At 58.1% G+C, this 18,859-nt stretch carries 21 protein-coding genes; 9 read left to right on the plus strand and 12 right to left on the minus strand.

Annotation, left to right across the window (positions count from 1 at the left end; translation table 11 throughout):
• The first annotated feature begins 103 nt into the window (after window positions 1-103).
• The 5 genes from CFT65_RS16325 to minE all read left to right on the plus strand — a co-directional run bounded on the left by CFT65_RS16325 (window position 104) and on the right by minE (window position 2,674).
• Entirely contained in the window at window positions 104-382 is a 279-nt protein-coding gene (locus CFT65_RS16325; protein ID WP_088829593.1) for a DUF1244 domain-containing protein, read from the plus strand.
• Window positions 382-771, plus strand: a complete 390-nt coding sequence (locus CFT65_RS16330) for a HopJ type III effector protein (protein WP_088829113.1) — start codon at window positions 382-384, stop codon at window positions 769-771. The genes CFT65_RS16325 and CFT65_RS16330 overlap by 1 nt, the downstream gene beginning before the upstream one ends.
• The gene (gene minC / locus CFT65_RS16335; RefSeq protein ID WP_088829114.1) at window positions 768-1,529 is read left to right on the plus strand and encodes a septum site-determining protein MinC; all 762 of its coding nucleotides are present in this window, start codon (window positions 768-770) and stop codon (window positions 1,527-1,529) included. Before CFT65_RS16330 ends, minC begins: the two co-directional genes overlap by 4 nt.
• Window positions 1,530-1,606: 77 nt before the next feature.
• The gene (gene minD, locus CFT65_RS16340) at window positions 1,607-2,419 is read left to right on the plus strand and encodes a septum site-determining protein MinD (RefSeq protein WP_088829115.1); all 813 of its coding nucleotides are present in this window, start codon (window positions 1,607-1,609) and stop codon (window positions 2,417-2,419) included.
• Between the two features lie 3 nt (window positions 2,420-2,422).
• On the plus strand, window positions 2,423-2,674 hold the full coding sequence (minE, locus tag CFT65_RS16345) for a cell division topological specificity factor MinE (RefSeq protein WP_064227083.1): 252 nt from the start codon (window positions 2,423-2,425) through the stop codon (window positions 2,672-2,674).
• A gap of 41 nt (window positions 2,675-2,715) precedes the next feature.
• On the opposite strand, the gene CFT65_RS16350 is transcribed toward minE, so the two are convergent.
• A complete protein-coding gene (locus tag CFT65_RS16350; protein ID WP_088829116.1) occupies window positions 2,716-3,723 on the minus strand; it encodes a DUF2804 domain-containing protein in 1,008 nt (335 codons plus the stop codon).
• A 137-nt stretch (window positions 3,724-3,860) separates the two neighbouring features.
• Here CFT65_RS16350 and CFT65_RS16355 point away from each other — a divergent pair, with 137 nt between their 5' ends.
• The 3 genes from CFT65_RS16355 to CFT65_RS16365 all read left to right on the plus strand — a co-directional run bounded on the left by CFT65_RS16355 (window position 3,861) and on the right by CFT65_RS16365 (window position 6,579).
• Entirely contained in the window at window positions 3,861-4,595 is a 735-nt protein-coding gene (locus tag CFT65_RS16355; RefSeq protein ID WP_088829117.1) for an START domain-containing protein, read from the plus strand.
• Between the two features lie 82 nt (window positions 4,596-4,677).
• A complete protein-coding gene (locus tag CFT65_RS16360) occupies window positions 4,678-5,169 on the plus strand; it encodes an HPP family protein (RefSeq protein ID WP_088829118.1) in 492 nt (163 codons plus the stop codon).
• Window positions 5,170-5,193: 24 nt separating this feature from the next.
• The gene (locus tag CFT65_RS16365) at window positions 5,194-6,579 is read left to right on the plus strand and encodes a PhoH family protein (RefSeq protein ID WP_041644998.1); all 1,386 of its coding nucleotides are present in this window, start codon (window positions 5,194-5,196) and stop codon (window positions 6,577-6,579) included.
• Between the two features lie 75 nt (window positions 6,580-6,654).
• Here the strand turns inward: CFT65_RS16365 and CFT65_RS16370 are convergent, their stop codons facing one another.
• The 7 genes from CFT65_RS16370 to CFT65_RS16400 form a co-directional block, all read right to left on the minus strand.
• Window positions 6,655-8,349 carry a methyl-accepting chemotaxis protein gene (locus tag CFT65_RS16370; protein ID WP_088829119.1) on the minus strand — a complete coding sequence of 565 codons (1,695 nt, stop codon included), beginning with the start codon at window positions 8,347-8,349 and terminating at the stop codon, window positions 6,655-6,657.
• Window positions 8,350-8,535: 186 nt separating this feature from the next.
• The gene (locus CFT65_RS16375) at window positions 8,536-8,961 is read right to left on the minus strand and encodes a secondary thiamine-phosphate synthase enzyme YjbQ (protein ID WP_088829120.1); all 426 of its coding nucleotides are present in this window, start codon (window positions 8,959-8,961) and stop codon (window positions 8,536-8,538) included.
• A 14-nt stretch (window positions 8,962-8,975) separates the two neighbouring features.
• On the minus strand, window positions 8,976-10,040 hold the full coding sequence (locus CFT65_RS16380) for a succinylglutamate desuccinylase/aspartoacylase family protein (protein WP_088829121.1): 1,065 nt from the start codon (window positions 10,038-10,040) through the stop codon (window positions 8,976-8,978).
• Between the two features lie 3 nt (window positions 10,041-10,043).
• On the minus strand, window positions 10,044-10,949 hold the full coding sequence (gene rimK / locus CFT65_RS16385; RefSeq protein WP_088829122.1) for a 30S ribosomal protein S6--L-glutamate ligase: 906 nt from the start codon (window positions 10,947-10,949) through the stop codon (window positions 10,044-10,046).
• Window positions 10,946-11,443: an ATP-dependent zinc protease gene (locus CFT65_RS16390; protein ID WP_088829123.1), complete on the minus strand. Its 498-nt coding sequence runs from the start codon at window positions 11,441-11,443 to the stop codon at window positions 10,946-10,948. Before CFT65_RS16390 ends, rimK begins: the two co-directional genes overlap by 4 nt.
• Window positions 11,424-12,284: a mechanosensitive ion channel family protein gene (locus tag CFT65_RS16395; RefSeq protein WP_088829594.1), complete on the minus strand. Its 861-nt coding sequence runs from the start codon at window positions 12,282-12,284 to the stop codon at window positions 11,424-11,426. The genes CFT65_RS16390 and CFT65_RS16395 overlap by 20 nt, the downstream gene beginning before the upstream one ends.
• A 51-nt stretch (window positions 12,285-12,335) precedes the next feature.
• On the minus strand, window positions 12,336-13,145 hold the full coding sequence (locus tag CFT65_RS16400) for a hypothetical protein (protein ID WP_088829124.1): 810 nt from the start codon (window positions 13,143-13,145) through the stop codon (window positions 12,336-12,338).
• A gap of 164 nt (window positions 13,146-13,309) precedes the next feature.
• Here CFT65_RS16400 and phrB point away from each other — a divergent pair, with 164 nt between their 5' ends.
• Complete coding sequence (gene phrB, locus CFT65_RS16405; RefSeq protein WP_088829125.1) at window positions 13,310-14,713, plus strand: deoxyribodipyrimidine photo-lyase; 1,404 nt, start codon at window positions 13,310-13,312, stop codon at window positions 14,711-14,713.
• A gap of 69 nt (window positions 14,714-14,782) precedes the next feature.
• Here the strand turns inward: phrB and CFT65_RS16410 are convergent, their stop codons facing one another.
• From CFT65_RS16410 to hemA, 4 genes are read right to left on the minus strand one after another with little or no spacing between them, the layout of a single operon-like run.
• A complete protein-coding gene (locus CFT65_RS16410; RefSeq protein ID WP_088829126.1) occupies window positions 14,783-15,529 on the minus strand; it encodes a molybdopterin-synthase adenylyltransferase MoeB in 747 nt (248 codons plus the stop codon).
• Window positions 15,519-16,415: a peptide chain release factor N(5)-glutamine methyltransferase gene (prmC, locus tag CFT65_RS16415; protein WP_088829127.1), complete on the minus strand. Its 897-nt coding sequence runs from the start codon at window positions 16,413-16,415 to the stop codon at window positions 15,519-15,521. Before prmC ends, CFT65_RS16410 begins: the two co-directional genes overlap by 11 nt.
• Window positions 16,405-17,493 (minus strand): peptide chain release factor 1, encoded by a 1,089-nt coding sequence (gene prfA, locus CFT65_RS16420; protein WP_088829128.1) that lies wholly within the window; start codon window positions 17,491-17,493, stop codon window positions 16,405-16,407. The genes prmC and prfA overlap by 11 nt, the downstream gene beginning before the upstream one ends.
• Window positions 17,490-18,779 (minus strand): glutamyl-tRNA reductase, encoded by a 1,290-nt coding sequence (gene hemA, locus CFT65_RS16425; RefSeq protein WP_088829129.1) that lies wholly within the window; start codon window positions 18,777-18,779, stop codon window positions 17,490-17,492. Before hemA ends, prfA begins: the two co-directional genes overlap by 4 nt.
• Between the last annotated feature and the right edge of the window lie 80 nt (window positions 18,780-18,859).

The following is an 18,859-nucleotide window of genomic DNA, read 5'->3' on the forward strand; positions in this document are numbered from 1 at the left end:
GCGTCGGCTTTCTGTACATTTATACAGCCTTGTATCTTAAGCTAACATGCAGAGAATGTCAGGAACCCCCAACAACCGGCGCACCAACCATTGCGAGGCCATCATGAGCAACCCGATTCCTGAAGCAGAACGCACCGAAATTGAAGCCGCAGCCTTCCGTAGACTGGTCAAGCATCTGCGTGATAACACCGATGTGCAAAACATCGACCTGATGAACCTGGCAGGCTTCTGCCGTAACTGCCTCTCCAAGTGGTATCTGGCAGAAGCGAATGAGCGCGGTTTTGAACTTTCAGACCCCCAGGCCCGTGAAGAAATCTACGGCATGCCGTACGAGGACTGGAAGGCGCTCTACCAGACAGGCCCCAAGCAGGAACACAAATAATGAGTGTCAATGATGCCGTTAGAATTCACCTGGCATCCCTGGACGCTGGCCATGCCAGCTTCAAAGACTCTCTGGCACTGATCGAACAGCACTTCGAGTACCAGCCCTGCGGCTTCCGCAACGGCCCACTGGTGAACGCGGAGGGCGAGAACGCCGGGTCCTGCCGGATCTTTGGTCTGGGACAGTACTGCAATCTGAGTGAAGTAGACACGCTCAAACTGTTTGCCGAGCACTACCAGCAGGTTCTGGACGATCCTGCTGGCGAGAGCCATGGCAACATCCGCCAGTTCATAAGCACCGGATGGTCAGGCATCCGATTCGAAGGCATGCCGCTCCGGCAGCGACCGAACCCAACCGACAACATGACCAGGGAAGAGACTCCTTCATGAGCGATACCGCCACCTCCGGGGTAAAACAGGGTTTTCAGCTTAAAAGCGCCAGCGTGTCCATGACAGCCCTGGAGCTCTACTACTTTGACGACAGCGAGTTTGAAGAAGTACTGCGAGACAAGATCAGCCAGGCACCCGGGTTCTTCAAGGATATTCCGCTGATCATCAGCCTTGAGAAATACCAGGGGCTGGACAGTGAACTGGATTTTTTCAAGATTATCGGCACCTGTCGACGCAATCATATCCACGTCATTGGCGTGCGCGGTGGCTCCGACGATCAGCGCCGCCTGGCCCGGGGGGCTGCTCTGGCATTGCTGCCTGGCAACGGGCAGCGTGATCGCGCCCATGAGGCCGAACAGGCGGTCGCGGAAGAAGCAGAAACCGCGGATGTTGCCGCGCCGACGAGCAGTGCAGGTGATCCACCTCCGGCAAAAATCATCTCTCAGCCAGTGCGCTCCGGCCAGCAGGTCCACGCTCCGGAAGGCGATCTGGTCATTCTGGCACCGGTGCAGGCAGGTGCTGAGGTGCTTGCAGCCGGCAACATCCACGTCTACGGCCCCCTTCGGGGACGGGCGCTGGCGGGCATCCACGGCGCAGAGTCCGCACGGATTTTCTGCCAATCCCTGGAAGCGGAGCTTGTGTCCATCGCGGGACACTATAAAATCTCCGAAGATCTTCAGGACAATGGCTGGAAAAGCGCTGTGCAGATCCAGCTCAGGGACGACCTGCTGGTGGTAACGCCACTGGACAAGGCCTGATATTGGAGCTGAATACAATAACTTGACCGGATAATTCGGCAGACACGACGAATCCACCGAGAAACAGGAACAGAACCTTGGCTAGAATTATTGTCGTTACCTCAGGAAAGGGCGGCGTTGGCAAAACCACCACCAGCGCCTCGATCAGCACCGGCCTTGCCAAACGGGGCCACAAGACAGTGGTCATCGATTTTGACGTGGGCCTGCGCAATCTGGACCTGATCATGAACTGCGAGCGTCGCGTGGTGTACGACTTCGTAAACGTGATCCAGGGAGAAGCCTCCCTGAACCAGGCTCTGATCCGCGACAAGCGGGTCGATACCCTCTATATCCTTCCGGCCTCCCAGACTCGGGAAAAAGAAGCACTGACCAAAGATGGCGTCGAGAAGGTCATCAACGAGCTTTCCGAGACGTTCGACTACATCGTCTGCGACTCCCCGGCTGGCATTGAACATGGCGCCCTGATGGCGCTGTATTACGCCGATGAAGCGATTGTGGTCACCAATCCCGAAGTATCTTCAGTCCGGGATTCTGATCGCATTCTGGGAATTCTTCAGAGCAAATCCCGCCGGGCCGAAATGGGGCAGGATCCGGTCAAGGAGCACCTGCTACTGACCCGCTACAACCCCTCCCGGGTTGATAAGGGCGAGATGCTGTCCGTGGCGGATGTCGAGGAGATCCTCGCGATTCCGCTGCTGGGTGTCATTCCCGAAAGCCAGATTGTACTGAATGCGTCAAACCAGGGCTTGCCCGTTATCCTCGAAGAGGACAGCGATGCCGGCCAGGCCTATGAAGACGCAGTCGCACGCCTGCTGGGTGAGGAACGGGAACACCGTTTCATGACGTCCCAGAAGAAAGGTTTCTTCTCACGGATGTTCAAGGGAGGCTAAGGGATGAGTTTCCTCGATTACTTCAAGGGCAAGAAAAACAAATCCGCAAGCGTTGCCAAAGAGCGCCTGCAGATCATCGTCGCCCACGAGCGTGGCCAGCGCGAGCAGCCGGATTACCTGCCCCAGCTGCAGCAGGAGCTGCTGGAAGTCATTCGCAAGTACGTTCAGATCAGCGACGACATGGTTCAGGTTGAGGTAGACCGCAACGAGAGCTGCTCGGTACTGGAGCTGAACGTCACGCTACCGGAGCGATAACCCATTTTATCTGGCCTGTCCCGGGTGGGACAGGCCATTTCTTACCACCTCGCAAAGTGGTCTTCCATCAGGCCCCGCAGACCTTTAACCTCAATTTTTCCGCCAGCCTCATCCGTCACCGTTCCGCTGAACGAGCCCACGTACTGCCGGAAGTTGGATGCCAGTACCCAGGCGTCCAGTTTCTCCTTGCGCACACCGGCGGGGACAAAGTGTAGATCGACCCGACCATCCTCGGTGCTCACATGCCAGTCGCCGCCTGGTTGATAGCGATCAAAACGGAACCTTGCTGCGCCCAGTTTGTGGCAGACACCATCCAGCCAGAGCGCATTTTCCGTCATTCCCGTCTCATTGACCCCTGCGGCCAGGTTCAACCCCACGGACCGGCCATCTGCAAGCTGGCCGGCCAGGCAGGCCCAGTTCCAGGCCGTTTCCCGGCGCATGAAGCCACAGCTCCAGTCGATGGATCCGCGAGTCTGCTCGTCGCAGCGCCAGATACGATGATCCCAGCGCACTTCCCCTGCCACCGGCAAGCCTGCCGACTTGCGGGTAAATACCCAGCCATTGTAGCCGGCCGGGCATATCAGCCGGAGCGGGTCCCGATCCTCTGAAAGCGTCAGTTCAATACGAATACCTCCAGGGGCCGAGACCGTAATTGTCCGGCCATCCGCGGAAGGCGCAATTCGCACCGCTACCTCGCCCTTGCTGAACCTTGTCACCCCTTCCTCTGGCCGTGGCTCAATGCAGGTTTGCCTGGCTAATGGCTGAAGGAACGACTGCTCCATCATCTGGCCGGTCTCGAAGTCATAGAGATAGAAGAATCCGCTGCCCAGCAGTTTCAGATCCACCACCGCCAGACCAAACACCCAACCCGGGCCCATGGCACTGACAAACTGGAACTGGTTAAACCGCCAGCGTCTTGCCAACTTTGAACGCGGACGGTCCATCACCGTACGCAGGTCATAGTCCAGGTAGTTGATCTCTTCTACCGGTTCATCCAGCAGTCCCGGAATCACCTGCCCTTTGCCGTTGATAAGTTTCTTAATGGTCATAGTCGTCGTCAGATCGGGCCAATTTCGGTTACCAAATCAACAGGTCGCTACCTGGTTCACAATCCACTGCTTCCGTGGCCATGCCGGCAAAAGCCCCATGCTAGACTCGGCCCACCATCTGCAAGGAAGTGTACCCTATGAGAAAGAGCATAGCCCATGGCATTACGGGCTGGGCCTCGGTGATCAGTGGGCTGGTCTGTGCGTTGCTGGTGTTTGCCGTTGCCGCCAGTGCCCGGGCTGAACTGCCCAGTGAAAGCGACGAGGCGTGGACACTACGCAAGGAAGCCGATCACATCCGGGTCTATACCATCGAGCAGCCAGGCTCCAGCTTCAAGGCATTCAAGGCCGTGGCGGTGCTCAATGCGCCCATCGAAAACCTGATGGCCGTCATGGCCAACCCCGGTTCCTGTGTCGAGTGGGTGCACAACTGCACCGAATCCTATGCCTTCGGTGATGGCGAGTTCCACGATCGCTTTGCCTATTCCGTGAACGACATGCCCTGGCCGGTTACTGACCGTGACTACGTCTTGCGTATCCGTACCCGCGGCGATCAGGCATCCGGTGAGGTTGTCATGGACCTGAACGCCATGCCCGATCAGCGGGCGGAGAATGGCAGCCGGGTAAGAGTCGACCGGTCAGACACGCTGTACCGATTCACGCCAGAGGGGGACAGGACCAGGATGGTCTGGATTCAGCACACGGACCCCAATGGTTCGCTACCGGGCTGGCTGGTGAACTCCCTGTTGGTAGATATTCCCGTGCGGTCCATGGAAGAGCTGGAACGGGTAGCCGCAAAAGAAAAATACCAGGGATACCGGCTGATTTACGACGAGCAAGGCCAACTGACCAGTATTCAACTGGCCACTCCCTGAGCCCTGCGACTTGTGAAAGGATGACGCGCACTGTATCACGCGCTAAGCTTTGCAAAAGGACTTCAGAAGGCAGCCCAGATCAATGACCGTTCTCGCCTACGAGATCATGACACCCAGCATCAAGGCCGTCCCCCAGTCCTGGACCATGGACCGGCTGGCCCGCTTCCTCACCGGCAATGAAATAACCGGCAGCCCCGTCACCGATGACGACGGCGAAATTGTCGGTATTGCCACTCTGAAAGACATCACCGAATTCCGTTGGAACGCCACGCGCTCCGATGCCGACCGGCATCTGACCCCCGAAGAACGGGAAGAAGCCCGACGCCTGCGGATGGTGATCTTTGAGGAAATGGGCAAGGTGCCGGTGGAAGTTCGCGACATCATGACCCCCATCGTTTTATCGGTTGACGAGAAGACGCCGGTGCGCGACATTGCCGATATCATGATGCGCGAGCACCTGCACCGGATCTTTGTCACCAATGATTCAAAAATTACCGGCATCATAACGACTTACGATATGCTGAAAGTGATCTCGGATGAGGGACTCACGCAACGCTGCGCCGATAACGACTGAGCCACCAGAGAGGTAGCGCCACTTATGCCCAGAGCACCGCAAGCTCGCCGAAAGATGTACGTCCTCGACACCAACGTCCTGATCCACGACCCCAACGCCCTCCTTAACTTTGAAGAACACGATGTCATCATCCCGATGACGGTCCTCGAAGAACTCGACAGCCTCAAATCCGGCAAACAGGCCGTGGCCGCTGACTGCCGCCAGGCCATCCGCAACATCGACAAGTTGCTGGGCGATGCCAGTCCGAAGGTGATCGAGAAAGGTGTTCCCATCGTGCGTGGCAAGAAGGCTGAACCCCTGGGCACTCTTTCGATCCTGATGAGCACCGGTGACAGCGGCAACCATTCGCTGCCAGAGCACCTGAACGATAACAAGATCATCAACACCCTGGCCGCGCTCCAGAACCGCCACAAATCCCGGGATATCATCCTGGTATCGAAAGACATCAACATGCGCCTCAAGGCACGGGGCTTCGGCGTCGAAGCTCAGGATTACCACAACGATCAGTTGCTCGACGATATTGATTTGCTGCCCAAAGGCTATCGGGAATTCCCCAACTCCTTCTGGGACACCATCGAGAAGGTGGAAACCGTTCAGCGGGAGGGTTCGACAGAACATATCCTGAAGCGGGAGGGCGAACTGGCGAAGCTGAACATCAATGAATTTGTCATCGATCAGATGGGCTTTGTCGGCAAGGTGGTGGACCTCTCCGACGACCAGTTGATCATCAAGGACCTGCACCAGCACGACCTGATGAACGAGGAAGTCTGGGGTCTGGTTCCCCGGGACATCTACCAGGCAATGGCGCTGAACCTGCTCCTGGACCCGGACATCCACCTGGTCAACCTCACCGGCTCCGCCGGCTCGGGTAAAACCATCCTCGCGCTGGCTGCGTGTATCGAGATGACGGTGGCCAGCAAGCTCTACAAGCGTATTATTGCCACCCGCTCCACCCAGGGCCTCGACGAGGACATCGGGTTCCTGCCCGGCACTGAAGCCGAGAAAATGGAGCCCTGGCTGGGCGCCATCGTCGACAACCTGGAAGCGCTCCACGAGGACGACGAGAACATGACCGCCAGCGTCGACTACATCCTCAGCAAGGTGCCCCTGCACTTCAAATCCATGAACTACATCCGGGGCCGCAGCTTCCAGCACAGCCTCATCATCATCGATGAATCACAGAACCTGACGCCCCATCAGATCAAGACCATCATTACCCGGGCCGGTAACGGGTCGAAGGTTATCTGCCTGGGCAACCTTGCGCAGATCGACACACCCTACCTGAGTGCCCTGAGTTCGGGCCTCACCTACATGACCGAGCGGTTCAAGCGTTTCCGCCACGGCGCCCATATTCATCTGCAGGGCGTTCCACGTTCGCTGCTGGCAGAGTTTGCCGAGGCCAATCTCTGACGTTAGCGAGCTTTTAAAAGCGAAAAAAAGGGGCAGAACCCGCGTTCTGTCCCTTTTGCGTTTAATCAATAGTGCCTACACCCTATAGCGATTTACCAGGTCCGACATCTCGGACGCCAGGTTCCTCAGGCGTTGAGTCGCATCGCCGGCCCGGCGGGTTCCCTGCGCCGTCTGTTCGGTTATCGCGACAATCTCATGCACATTATGATTGATGGTCTCGGAAACACTGGTCTGTTCTTCGGCGGCACTGGCAATCTGGGTATTCATGTCCGTGATCGTTGCCACTGCCTGACCAATACGCTGCAGCGCCTCGTTCACCTGGCGGGTTTCTTCGACTGTCGCTTCACTGCGCTCACTGATTGAGCCAATCAGCTTGACCGCGTTGCCCGCACCCGATTGCAGGCGCTCAATCATGTCCTGGATTTCCTGGGTACTCTGCTGGGTTCGGCGAGCCAGCGTCCGTACCTCGTCAGCGACCACGGCAAAGCCCCGACCGGCCTCGCCGGCCCGCGCCGCTTCGATCGCCGCATTCAGGGCCAGCAGATTGGTCTGGTCAGCAATCTCGCAAATGACTTCCAACACACTGTCGATCCGGCGAGAGTCAGCACCAAGCTGCTCGATAACCCGAACGCCTTCTCCCACCTGCTCGGAGAGGCCGCCAATGACCTCAGTGGCCTGGTGTACCAGGCCCTGTGCATCGCAGACCTGTCCATTGGCATGATCGGCGGCCGTGGAGGCTTCGCTCGCGTTGCTTGCAACCTCCTGGGCAGCTGCGGTCATCTCGTTCATCGCCGTTGCCACCTGATCACTCTCGGATTTCTGTCGCTCGACACCCTGCTCCGCCTCAGCCATGACCTGATTCAGGTCAGCCGTAGCCTCGTTCAGCGTACGGGTAGACGACAGCACGCGCTCAACCAGTCCGTGCACCTGGTCGGCGAAACTGTTGAAGGCAGTCGCCAACTGTCCAAGCTCATCCTTGCCGGAGACGTCGAGACGCCGGGTCAGGTCGCCATCACCGCTGGCAATATCATTCATTGCCGAGACGGCCGATTTCAGTGGGCGAATAATGCTGCGGACAACGATCAGGGCAAGCAGGACGATCAGCGCCAATGCGACAAGTGATGTGCTGACTGAACCGATCACGGCGTCCTCAAGTGAATTCCCCACCTGGTTTTCCATTGCCGCGACCTGGGTCTCGAGACCATCAATCCAGAAACCAGTACCAATCATGACGCCCCATTTGGGCAGCATTTCTGCGTAACCCAGTTTCGGCGCTACTTCCCCTGTATCGCTGTTCTTCCAACCATAAGGAACGTAGCCACCTCCACCGCGCGCAGCCTTTACCAGCTCACGAATGAGATAGGTTCCGTTCGGGTCCTGGAAGTCCCACAGGTTCCGGCGTTCCAGAGACTGGTTGACGCCGTGCATGACGTTGACACCTTTGGTGTCATAGACGAAGAAGTAACCAGTGCTTCCGGAATCGTTGAAGCGGAGCTGTCGCAAGATCTCCCAGGCTTTTTCGCGAACCTCCGGATCGTCGGCGGATCCGGGTTGATTGTAGAGATGCTCGATGGAGGACTTGGCCACAGCCAGATAGTTCTGTAACTCCTGCCGCTTGCTTTGTTCCATGTCGGAGGAGAAGCCGGCAACAGCTTCCTCGCCAATAGATCCGGCCTGATTCAGGTTATAGCTTGTCAGGAATGCCGTGAGCACAATCACTGGCACCAGGGCCAGCAAAAGCACCCGTGTCTGGATGGTCAGATTTTTCATGGCTGGTAGTCTTTGAGGTTGAGCGATCGGTCAGCCGGGCGGCCCGGCGCGAAAAGTCGGTAAGGCTACGAAAAATCCGCCGAAATTGTCATTGATGATACTGCGTAGTTTGTTTCCGGCCTGTAACAACGCAGGTAAAAATTTGTTGCTGTTACGCGGGCAGCGATGGCCGATCAAGAACCGGAACTACCAGCGGCCCTGAAGAGTCGCCACAATACGACGACTACCGGCCCGGTCCCGGTGCTCGCAGAGGTAAAGCCCTTGCCAGGTTCCCAGCGCCAGATGACCATGGCTGACCGGAAGGGTCAGCGAGGGGCCGATCAGGATGCTTTTGATATGGGCCGGCATATCGTCTGGCCCTTCCATTACGTGCTCATAGTGCGGCGCATTCTCCGGCACCATGACATTGAAGTGACGCTCCAGATCGCCCCGCACATCCGGGTCTGCGTTCTCGTTCACCGCCAGAGAAGCAGAGGTATGCTGGATGAACAGTTGCAGCAAACCGACTTCACAGTTGGTAAGGTCCGGCGCCTGGGCAAGGATTTCATTGGTAACCAGATGAAAGCCTCGTGGTAGCGGCGCCAACTCGATAATCGACTGATCCCAGATCATGGCTGTCCTCTCGATTATTTCTGCCGGTCATCCCACGGGTGAACGGGAACCACATCGTCGCCTACATCGCCCTCGTAGCTGCTGCGGAAATAATCCATGGCCTTTTCCGCCTCGCTGAGCTCGTCAAACCGTGCGACGTGGTAAATGGCTTCGCCCTCGTTCACCAGTGGCAAGTTGTTCACGCAGATAACAATACCCGAACAGGGTGACACCACCGCGGTTTCCGATTCGCCGAAGGGGTCCGCCACCATGGCCAGGCGCTGCCCCTTCCGCACCTTCTGACCCAAGCGGGCAACAGGGCGCATGATCCCGTCGATATCCGCTCGCACCCATTGGGAGTTGGCGGCGGTTTCAGACCGTTTTCTCGGTGCCTTGGGCCCTTTTTTCGCCGGGATCATTTCCAGTTCACGCATGACCCGAATCACCCCTTTCACACCGCTGCCGATCACTACGTCATCGAAGCGCAGCGCCTCGCCACCCTCGAAGGTGATCACCGGAATATCCTGTGAATCGGCGTAGGCCCGGAGGCTGCCTTCCCGCAATCCGGCATTGATAATGATGGGTGCACCAAAGGCTTCGGCCATGCGCACTGTTTCCGGGTTTTTCAGCTCGGCCCGGATCTGCGGCAAGTTGAACCGGTGAACCGCCCCGGTGTGCAAATCGATGATGTGGGTAACCCGTTCCATGATCTGGGTGCGCAGCAAATAGGCAATGCGCCCGCCCAGAGATCCGCTTTCGCTGCCAGGGAAACAGCGGTTCAGATCCCGCCGGTCCGGCAGGTATCGGGTGCGCTGCACAAATCCGAAGATATTGACGATTGGCACGGCTACCAGAGTGCCCCGAAGGTGACGCAAAGCCGAATTGGTCAGCACCCGGCGGACGATCTCAACACCGTTGATCTCATCACCGTGGATGGCGCCACACACCATCAATACCGGACCGTCCCGCCGACCGTGAACAACCTCAACGGGAATGTGCAGTGGCGTGTGGGTGTAGAGCTTGGCGACCGGAACCTCCACGGTTTGCCGGGTGCCGGCCTTTACCTGGGTACCGGCAATTTCAAAAGGAGCACGGGCCATGTTCTAGCCTCTCCCCTTGGTCCGGGTTTTCCAGGGCTTCTGGTTTTTCTCGGTCCAGTTAATGATCATGCCCGCAACGTTTTTTCCGGTGGCATTCTCAATGCCCTCAAGGCCGGGGGATGAGTTCACTTCCATGACCAGTGGGCCACGACTGGAACGCAACAGGTCGACACCGGCTACGTTCAGTCCCATGGACTTGGCGGCAGTAATGGCGGTACGCCGTTCTTCCGGCGTTATCCGCACCAGAGAAGCACTGCCTCCCCGGTGGAGGTTGGACCGGAACTCGCCTTCGGCACCCTGGCGTTTCATGGCGGCAATCACCTTGTCGCCAATGACGAAGCAACGGATATCGGCGCCGCCGGCTTCCTTGATAAATTCCTGCACCAGGATATCGGCTTTCAGACCCATAAAGGCCTCAATCACACTCTCCGCGGCCTTGCGGGTTTCCGCCAGCACCACACCAATACCCTGGGTGCCCTGAAGCAGCTTGATCACCACCGGTGCACCGCCCACCATTTTCAACAATTCCGGCACGTTGTCCGGCTTGTTGGCAAAACCGGTCACCGGCATCCCGACGCCTTTTCGGGCCAGCAACTGCAGGGAGCGTAACTTGTCCCGGGAGCGGGTAATGGCAACGGATTCATTGACGGGGAACACCCCCATCATCTCGAACTGACGCAATACCGCCGTACCGTAGAAGGTGACCGACGCACCGATTCGGGGGACCACCACATCGAAATCCTCAAGCACTTCCTCATGGTAATGAATCTGTGGATTGGCGGACGTGATGTTCATGGAGCAGTGAAGGCAGTCGATGACCTTTACTTCGTGGCCTCGGTTGATGCCCTCCTCCACGAGACGGCGGGTCGAATAGAGGTGACGGTTTCGCGACAATATCGCAATCTTCATTTTTCAGTCCTTAGGGCCGGCTCACCGGCAAGATAGGAAGCTTCGGGATAGATCAGTGAGCGCCCGGACATAGCGGTACGGCCCAGTAGCATCCGGAACCGCATGGAATCCCGGTTGGTCAATGTCATTTCAATGGGCCATTTCTGGCCGCCAATCAGCAGCGTGGTTTCGATGACCAGGCGCATTTCCTTGTGGCCGCCGGAGTCGGAGACGTTTCGCTCATCCAGCACCCTAGCATCGCACTCCACAACCTGATGCAGATCGTTCTGCACCGGATGCACCCAGAAGCGCACGCGCCGTTCGCCATTCTCAGTGTAAGGCTCGGTACGGAACGTGTGGAGACAGGAAGTTCTGGCTCCGGTATCGATTTTCGCCTTGATACGGCTGATATCCAGGTCCGGCAGCGCCACCCATTCACGCCAGCCAAGACTCATTTTGTTCTCGGCAGGGGTCGGTGCGATGGTTTTGATAACTTCAGCTGTCTTTGTCGACATCCGGGAGATCCTTTTCAGTGATTTGTTCCGGCCCCAATAGCTGAACACGGAACGGCTCTGAATGGCTACCCGCATAAACGCTGGTGTGGGGGAACGGAATTTCAATGCCTTCCCGGTCCAGGGTTTTCTTGATCGCGACCATCATGCCGCTTCGACCCTCGAGCACTTTCTCCTTGGGCACCCAGTACGAGAACTGGAGGTCCACAGAGGACGGGCCAAACGCTGTTACCAGCGTGAACGGCTTGGGCTCTTCGAGACAGACCGGGTTCTTTTCCGCAAGATCCAGAAGCAGGCTTTCTACGCGCTCTACATCTTCAGCGTAGGCAATCCCAACGGTCAGGTCGAGCCGGCGTATCGGAAACCGGGAACGGTTTACCACCCGTGTCTTGATCAGGGTTTCATTGGGGATCCGCACGTAGAGATTGTCTGGTGTACGCAATTTCACGCTGAGCATATCAATGCCGACCACTTCGCCAATGGTTGCATCCACCTCTATGAAATCCCCGATTTCAAAGGGTTTTTCCACCAGCAGAAACAGGCCACTAATCATGTTCGATGCCGAGGTCTGAGAGGCAAAGCCGATGGCTACGGTCAGGATACCGGCGGCTCCGAGCACCACATCGAGGGAGAACCCGGCCTCCCGCAGGGCTGCCACAAAGAACAGAACCACAATGACATAAAACACCAGCCGCCGAACCATAACGGTATGGTGGCGGGACGTGCGCTGCGCCATGAAACGGCCGACACTCCGGGCCGCCAGGGAACCGAGAAAAAGGCCCAGCACCACCAGAAAAGCGGAACTGATCCACTGCCCCCAGGCGATATCGGTGAACACCTTCATCAGGCCTGTTTCTATTGTTTCCAGCAAAGTGTCGACTCCGTCAGATCCATTTCAGCCAAACATCCGGTCAAACGCCCGGACTAGTCGGCCGCGGGCCATTTTCTCCCGGGCATCCGCCACATACCGGCAGGCGCCCGCTGCAGCCAGCAAAGACTGCTCCACATGCAGACTGGCTGAATTCATATCGGTCTCCACCTCGACGGTCACTCCCGGCGTCCACAACTGGCCAAGTTCGTTCTGATGAAGGGAGAGCAGCGGCGTCGGCAGGCTGAAACGCTCAAGCAGCAGGGGCTGCTCCCGCCGGTTGATCAGGGTGACCGGCGTAACCGCTCGCCACGGACGTTTTGGCACAGCCTCAAGCACCAATCTGGCAAAACTGTGAGAGGTATAACAAAGCTCGCCCTCCATGGTATTTCTGCCCACCCAGGTCATCGAAGGCGACGCCAGGGGGATTTCCGTCAACACGGTTTGCTTGTCCCCCACACAGACCTTCATCCAGACCAGGGTTCCCACATAGATAGTGCAGCGGCCGCCGGCCGGTATGGTCAGTGGTTGGAAAGGCCGAATCACGGTGGGCAGGTTGGCGAGCGCGGGCAGAAACGTGACCGTGGACGACTGGTTTTCCCGGATGAAACGCTGCAGCGGCACAGAAGCCGAAGGCAGGCTGTGGCCGATGGTTTCTGTCCAACTGGCCGGATCAGTGTCCAGTTCAAGCGCTTCGGAACGAATCTGCCATTCCTGATCCAGCAGGGTGGCCCATAAACGAATGTGACCGAGTTGATGAAACTGGGTTTGCCCGGAAGCCAGAGAATACGGTTGAGCCCATACGCCATCACGACGACCTTCGGTATCGTTCTCCATTCCCGCCACAGAACTCCTTCAAGATCGGCCGGCCGAATTGCTGTAAAAGTGTCTTAACTATAATCCAATCAGCCAGCCCGGGCGAATATCCAAGTTGGTGATTTTATTGAAACACCGGGCTGTAATTACACTTACATCAATTCTCAGACAACTATGGATTACGGATGACACAACTGGTCTGGTTCCGAAACGATCTACGGGTTGCCGACAACGCCGCCCTCACAGCCGCCTGCGAGGGCGGCGAAGCCGTGCGAGCCTGTTTTATTCTCATCCCGGACCAATGGCAGGAGCACGACTGGTCGCCGGCCCGGGTGCAATTCGTCGTCGCCCACGCCAACGCCCTGGCCGAAGAGCTGGCCAAACTGGGCATACCGTTGTCCTTTATTCACGCAAGGCGCTTCGAGGACAGTATTGGTAAACTCCAGGGCCACTGTGAAGAGCACAAGGTGACAGCGCTGCACTTCAACGAGGAGTATGGCGTCAACGAGCGCAAACGCGACAAGGCGGTGAAACACCGCTTTGATGAACTCGGCATTGCCGTTCGCAAATACCGCGACCAGACAGTTGCACCAGTGGGCGAGATCCTCACTCAACAGAACGAGCCCTACTCGGTCTTCACACCGTTTTCGAGGCGCTGGCGCAGCTGGATAGACGAAACCCATCCGGGTCTTTTTCCAGCTCCCAAAGCCAGGGGTAACGCCGTAAGCCCGGAACAGATCGACACCATTCCTGAGGCCTTTCGAGACGCTCCCGAGCCTCTCGTTGCAACCGGTGAAAGCGCAGCTCACGACCAACTCGAACGTTTCCTGGAAAAGCGCGGCGGTGCGTACAAGGAAAAGCGGGACTTCCCGGCCATCGACGGCACCAGCCAGATATCCCCTTACCTCGCCAACGGCGTTCTTTCAGGCCGGCAGTGCCTGATAGCCGGCAGACAGGCACAGGGCGCAGGCGGCAACCAGGAAGGCCTGGGGACCTGGATTACCGAAATCGCCTGGCGGGATTTCTACATCAACATCCTGTACCACTACCCCAGGGTCAGTATGCATCGCGCCTTCAAGCCGGAAACCGAAACCCTCGAGTGGAACACCCCGGGCGACAGGTTCGAAGCCTGGAAGGCCGGCAACACCGGCGTCCCCATCGTCGACGCCGCCATGCGCCAACTCAACCAGACCGGCTGGATGCACAACCGCCTGCGCATGATCACCGCCATGTACCTCACCAAAAACCTGTTCATCGACTGGCGCCTGGGCGAAGCCTACTTCATGTCAAAACTGATTGACGGCTTCCTGGCCTCAAACAACGGCGGCTGGCAATGGAGCGCCTCCACCGGCACCGACGCCGCCCCCTACTTTCGGGTTTTCAACCCGGTCACCCAGAGCGAGCGATTCGATCCCGATGGCGATTTCATCCGGGAATGGCTACCATCACTGGCCAAACTGGACAGCAAACGGATTCATGATCCGGGGGCGAAAGGTGGTGTTATTCCGAAAGGATATCCGCGGCAGATCGTTGATTTGAAAGAGAGCAGGAAAGAGGCGATCGCAAAATTTCAGGAATTGAAAAACTGAGGTAGATAACGAGGCGGGCTAAAACAGGGCACTGCAGCCCGCAAACTCGCAAACCCGCCCGCTCCAAAGTCAGCCAGAACAGACCGGACAGGAAGGATCCCTCGCCAGCTTCATCTCCCGCCACTGCATCTCCCAGGCATCCAGAATCAATAACCGCCCAACCAGCGACGTCCCCACTCCGGAAATCACCTTGATAGCTTCCATCGCCTGAGTCGCCCCAATCATCCCTACCAGGGGCGCAATCACCCCCGCCTCTGAACAGGTCAGATCCTCATTGCCCTGCTCTGGATACAGACAGTGGTAACAGGGGCTTTCTTCACGCCGGCTGTCGTACACCGAAACCTGTCCCTCACCACGAATCGCAGCACCGGACACCAGGGGCACCTTCGCCGATACGCAGGCCCGGTTCAGGGCGAACCGGGTGTTGAAGTTATCCGTACAATCGACGACCAGGGTGGCCTCTTCAACCTTCCGCGACAGGGCGTCACCCTCCAGACGCTGATTAAGGGCGGCTACAGACACCAGCGGGTTGATCCGCCGAATCCGATCAGCAAGGCTTTCAGCTTTCGATTCACCCAACTGCGCGGTTTCAAAACCAATCTGGCGCTGGAGGTTGGCCAGTTCGATATTGTCATCATCCACAAGAGTTAGAGTCCCGACACCTGCGGCGCCCAGATACAGAGCGACAGGACACCCCAGGCCGCCGGCACCGATTACCAGAACCTTGGCCGACTGCAGTTTTTCCTGGCCGGAAATATCGAACCGCGGCATCAGGATCTGCCGGCTGTAGCGCAATAATTCGTCGTCACTGAGCATCTGTCTCTCCCCTGTTGGACGCCGTATGATGGGCCGCGTCGCCAGAACACCATCTTCCAAGTGTCATCCGATCCCGGTTGCCATAATCCTGTCGAATTTCAACGTCTTGAAACCCGCGAGCATGAAACAACCCTGCCACGGCCCCGGCCTGATCAAAACCATGCTCAACCAGAAGCCATCCGTCTTCAACCAGCCAGTCCGGCGCCTCATTCACAATCAGCCTGAGGTCATCCAGACCATCATTGCCGGATACCAGGGCCGAGGCAGGCTCGAACCGAACATCGCCTTCCGTCAGGTGATGATCATTATCTGGAATATAGGGTGGATTGGAGACGATCAGATCAAACCTACCGGGCTTCAGCTCTGAAAACCAGGAGCTCTGAACCACAGAAACTATCAGACCAAGCGCATCGGCATTGTCACGAGCAAGCGCGACTGCGTCAGCCACAGCATCGCATGCGATGACCTGCCACTCGGGGTGCTCACTGGCAAGAGCCAGGGCGATGGCGCCGGTGCCCGTCCCCAGATCCAGCACTCTGGCCTGCTGTGGCAACGGCAAGTCCAGAGCGACTTCCACCAGACATTCGGTATCCGGTCTTGGAATCAGGGTGGAGGCACTGACTTTCAGCGGCAGTGACCAGAACTCCTGCTGCCCCAACAAATGCGCCACCGGCCTGCCAGAAACCCGATCCTCCACAATTGCCGCAAAGGCCTCTGCCTGGGCCTTAGCGACCTCGCGTTCCGGCCAGGCCCGAAAACTGGTCCGACTCAGCCCCGTAATGTGGCTCAGCAGCAGTTCGGCATCCAGCCTGGGCGAATCACTATCAATTCGGCTGGATGCCTCCGTCAAAAGGGCTTCACAGGTCAGTGAGGGTTTACTGGTCATCAGCAAGGGAGGCGAGCAGCTCGGCCTGGTGTTCCTGCTGCAAAGGCACGACAACGGCGTCCAGATCACCGGCGATCACTTCGTCGAGCTTATAAAGGGTGAGGTTGATCCGATGATCCGTCACCCGCCCCTGGGGAAAGTTGTACGTGCGGATGCGCTCGGAACGGTCGCCGCTACCCACCAGACTCTTGCGTGTCTCTGCCATGGACTTCTGCTGCCGCTCGGTCTCGGCATTCTGAAGCCGAGAGGCCAGCAGGCTCAACGCCTTGGCGCGGTTCTTGTGCTGGGAACGCTCTTCCTGGCATTCCACCACGATACCCGTTGGCAAATGCGTTATCCGGATTGCCGAATCGGTCTTGTTGACGTGCTGGCCGCCAGCACCTGACGCACGAAAAGTGTCTACCCTCAGATCCGCCTTGTTGAGCTCGATGGCTTCGGCCTCATCGGCCTCGGGCATCACCGCCACGGTACAGGCCGAGGTATGGATCCGGCCCTGGGATTCGGTTTCCGGAACACGCTGCACCCGATGGGCTCCAGACTCAAACTTCAGGGCACCGTATACGCCGTCACCTGCCACGCGCGCAATCAGTTCCTTGAAGCCGCCGTGCTCGCCCTCGCTCTCGCTCAGAACCTCCACCTGCCAGCGCTGGCGCTCGGCATAGCGCAGATACATCCGGAACAGATCGCCGGCAAAAATGGCAGCCTCGTCACCACCGGTGCCGGCGCGAATCTCCAGGAATACGTTCTTGCCGTCGTTCGGGTCTTTCGGCAGCATCAGGCGCTGGAGCTCTTCATCGAGTTCCTCGCTCTTCTGCTCGGCAAGTTGCAGTTCTTCCTCGGCCATCTCCCGCATATCGGCGTCGCCATCTTTCGCCAGCTCGCGCGCAGCCTCGATGTCATCCAGGGAGTGCTGCCAGGCCTGGAAGCAATGAACAATGGGCTCAATCTCGGCGAACTCCCGGGAGAGGTCCCGGAACTTGTCCTGCTGGGAAATAATGGAAGAATCACTGAGCAAAGCGCTGACTTCCTCGAAGCGGTCGGTAAGCTGCTCGAGGCGGGATTGGATCGATGGCTTCATAATTTTTCCGGGGTAGTCGTCGTGTCCGCGTCCAGTGCATCCAGCTGGTGCAACTCACGCAGCCACTCTGTCACCTCGGTGCGACCTTCTGTGGTGGCCTTGCGAACCTGCACAGAGGGTTCGTGCAGGAGTTTGTTGGTAAGGCCGCGCGCCATACTGCGCAGCACGGTTTCCGGATCTGTGCCGTTGCGCAGGGCGCGCAGGGCTTTTTCGGTTTCCGCATCGCGCAGCACTTCGGCGCGCTGACGGAACTGTTTGAGAGTGGACACCGCGTCCAGAGCCCGAAGTTGATTCAGGAAATCCTGCACCCCGGACGCCACCAGATTCTCTGCTTCCCGGGCAGCACCCTCCCGGGAGCGAATATTCTCTTCGATAACCTGGCGCAGGTCGTCAACCGTGTATAAATAGACGTCGTCCAACGAGGCCACTTCCGGCTCGATATCCCGGGGCACGGCAATGTCCACCATAAAATAGGGACGGTGCTTGCGCCTCTTCAATGCCCGTTCAACGGCGCCTTTGCCCAGGATCGGCAGTGGACTCGCGGTGGACGAAATAATGATGTCGACATCGGTCAGGTGCTCAGGGATCTCGGACAGCACAATGCCCTTGCCACCACGTGATTCCGCCAGTGCCTGCGCCCGCTCAAGGGTACGGTTGGCCACCAGAAAATCCTTCACGCCGGCATCCGCAAGGTGCCGGGCCACCAACTCGATGGTTTTGCCGGCACCTATCAGCAAGGCCTTGTTGCGGGACATGTCGGCAAAGATATGATGCGCCATGCTCACCGCTGCATAGGCAACGGAGACCGGGTTCTCACCAATAGCGGTCTGGGTCCGTACGCGCTTGGCAACCGAGAAGGTATGCTCGAACAGCCGGGACAGGAACGAGCCACTGGCGCCGTGCTCCCTGGCCAGGGTATAGGCATCTTTCAGCTGACCGAGAATCTGCGGCTCGCCCAGCACCATGGAATCCAGGCCGGCGGCCACCCGCATCATGTGCCGCACAGCATCACCGTCGCGATGCACATACAGCGCCTCTTCCAGTTCCGCGGCGTCCATACCATGAAAGCCTGCCATCCAGCGAAGCACCATCGGCGCGCAGTCGTCATCGCCGGCCAGGTACAATTCGGTCCGATTGCAGGTAGACAGGATCGCAGCCTCGGTGGCACCTGAGGTCGCCCGAAGCTCGGCAAACGCCTCCGCCATGCGCTCGGGCGTAAACGCCACCCGCTCCCGTAATTCAACGGGGGCCGTGCGATGATTGATTCCCAGCGTGAGCAGTGCCATTTCGTGGTTGTACAACCTTTTGCCGATGAGCGGTGCAGATGCGCGCAATTACCGGACATTTTAACGGTCAGCGGCCTTAG

The sequence above is a fragment of the Marinobacter sp. es.048 genome, assembly GCF_900188435.1.
Taxonomy (GTDB): Bacteria; Pseudomonadota; Gammaproteobacteria; order Pseudomonadales; family Oleiphilaceae; genus Marinobacter.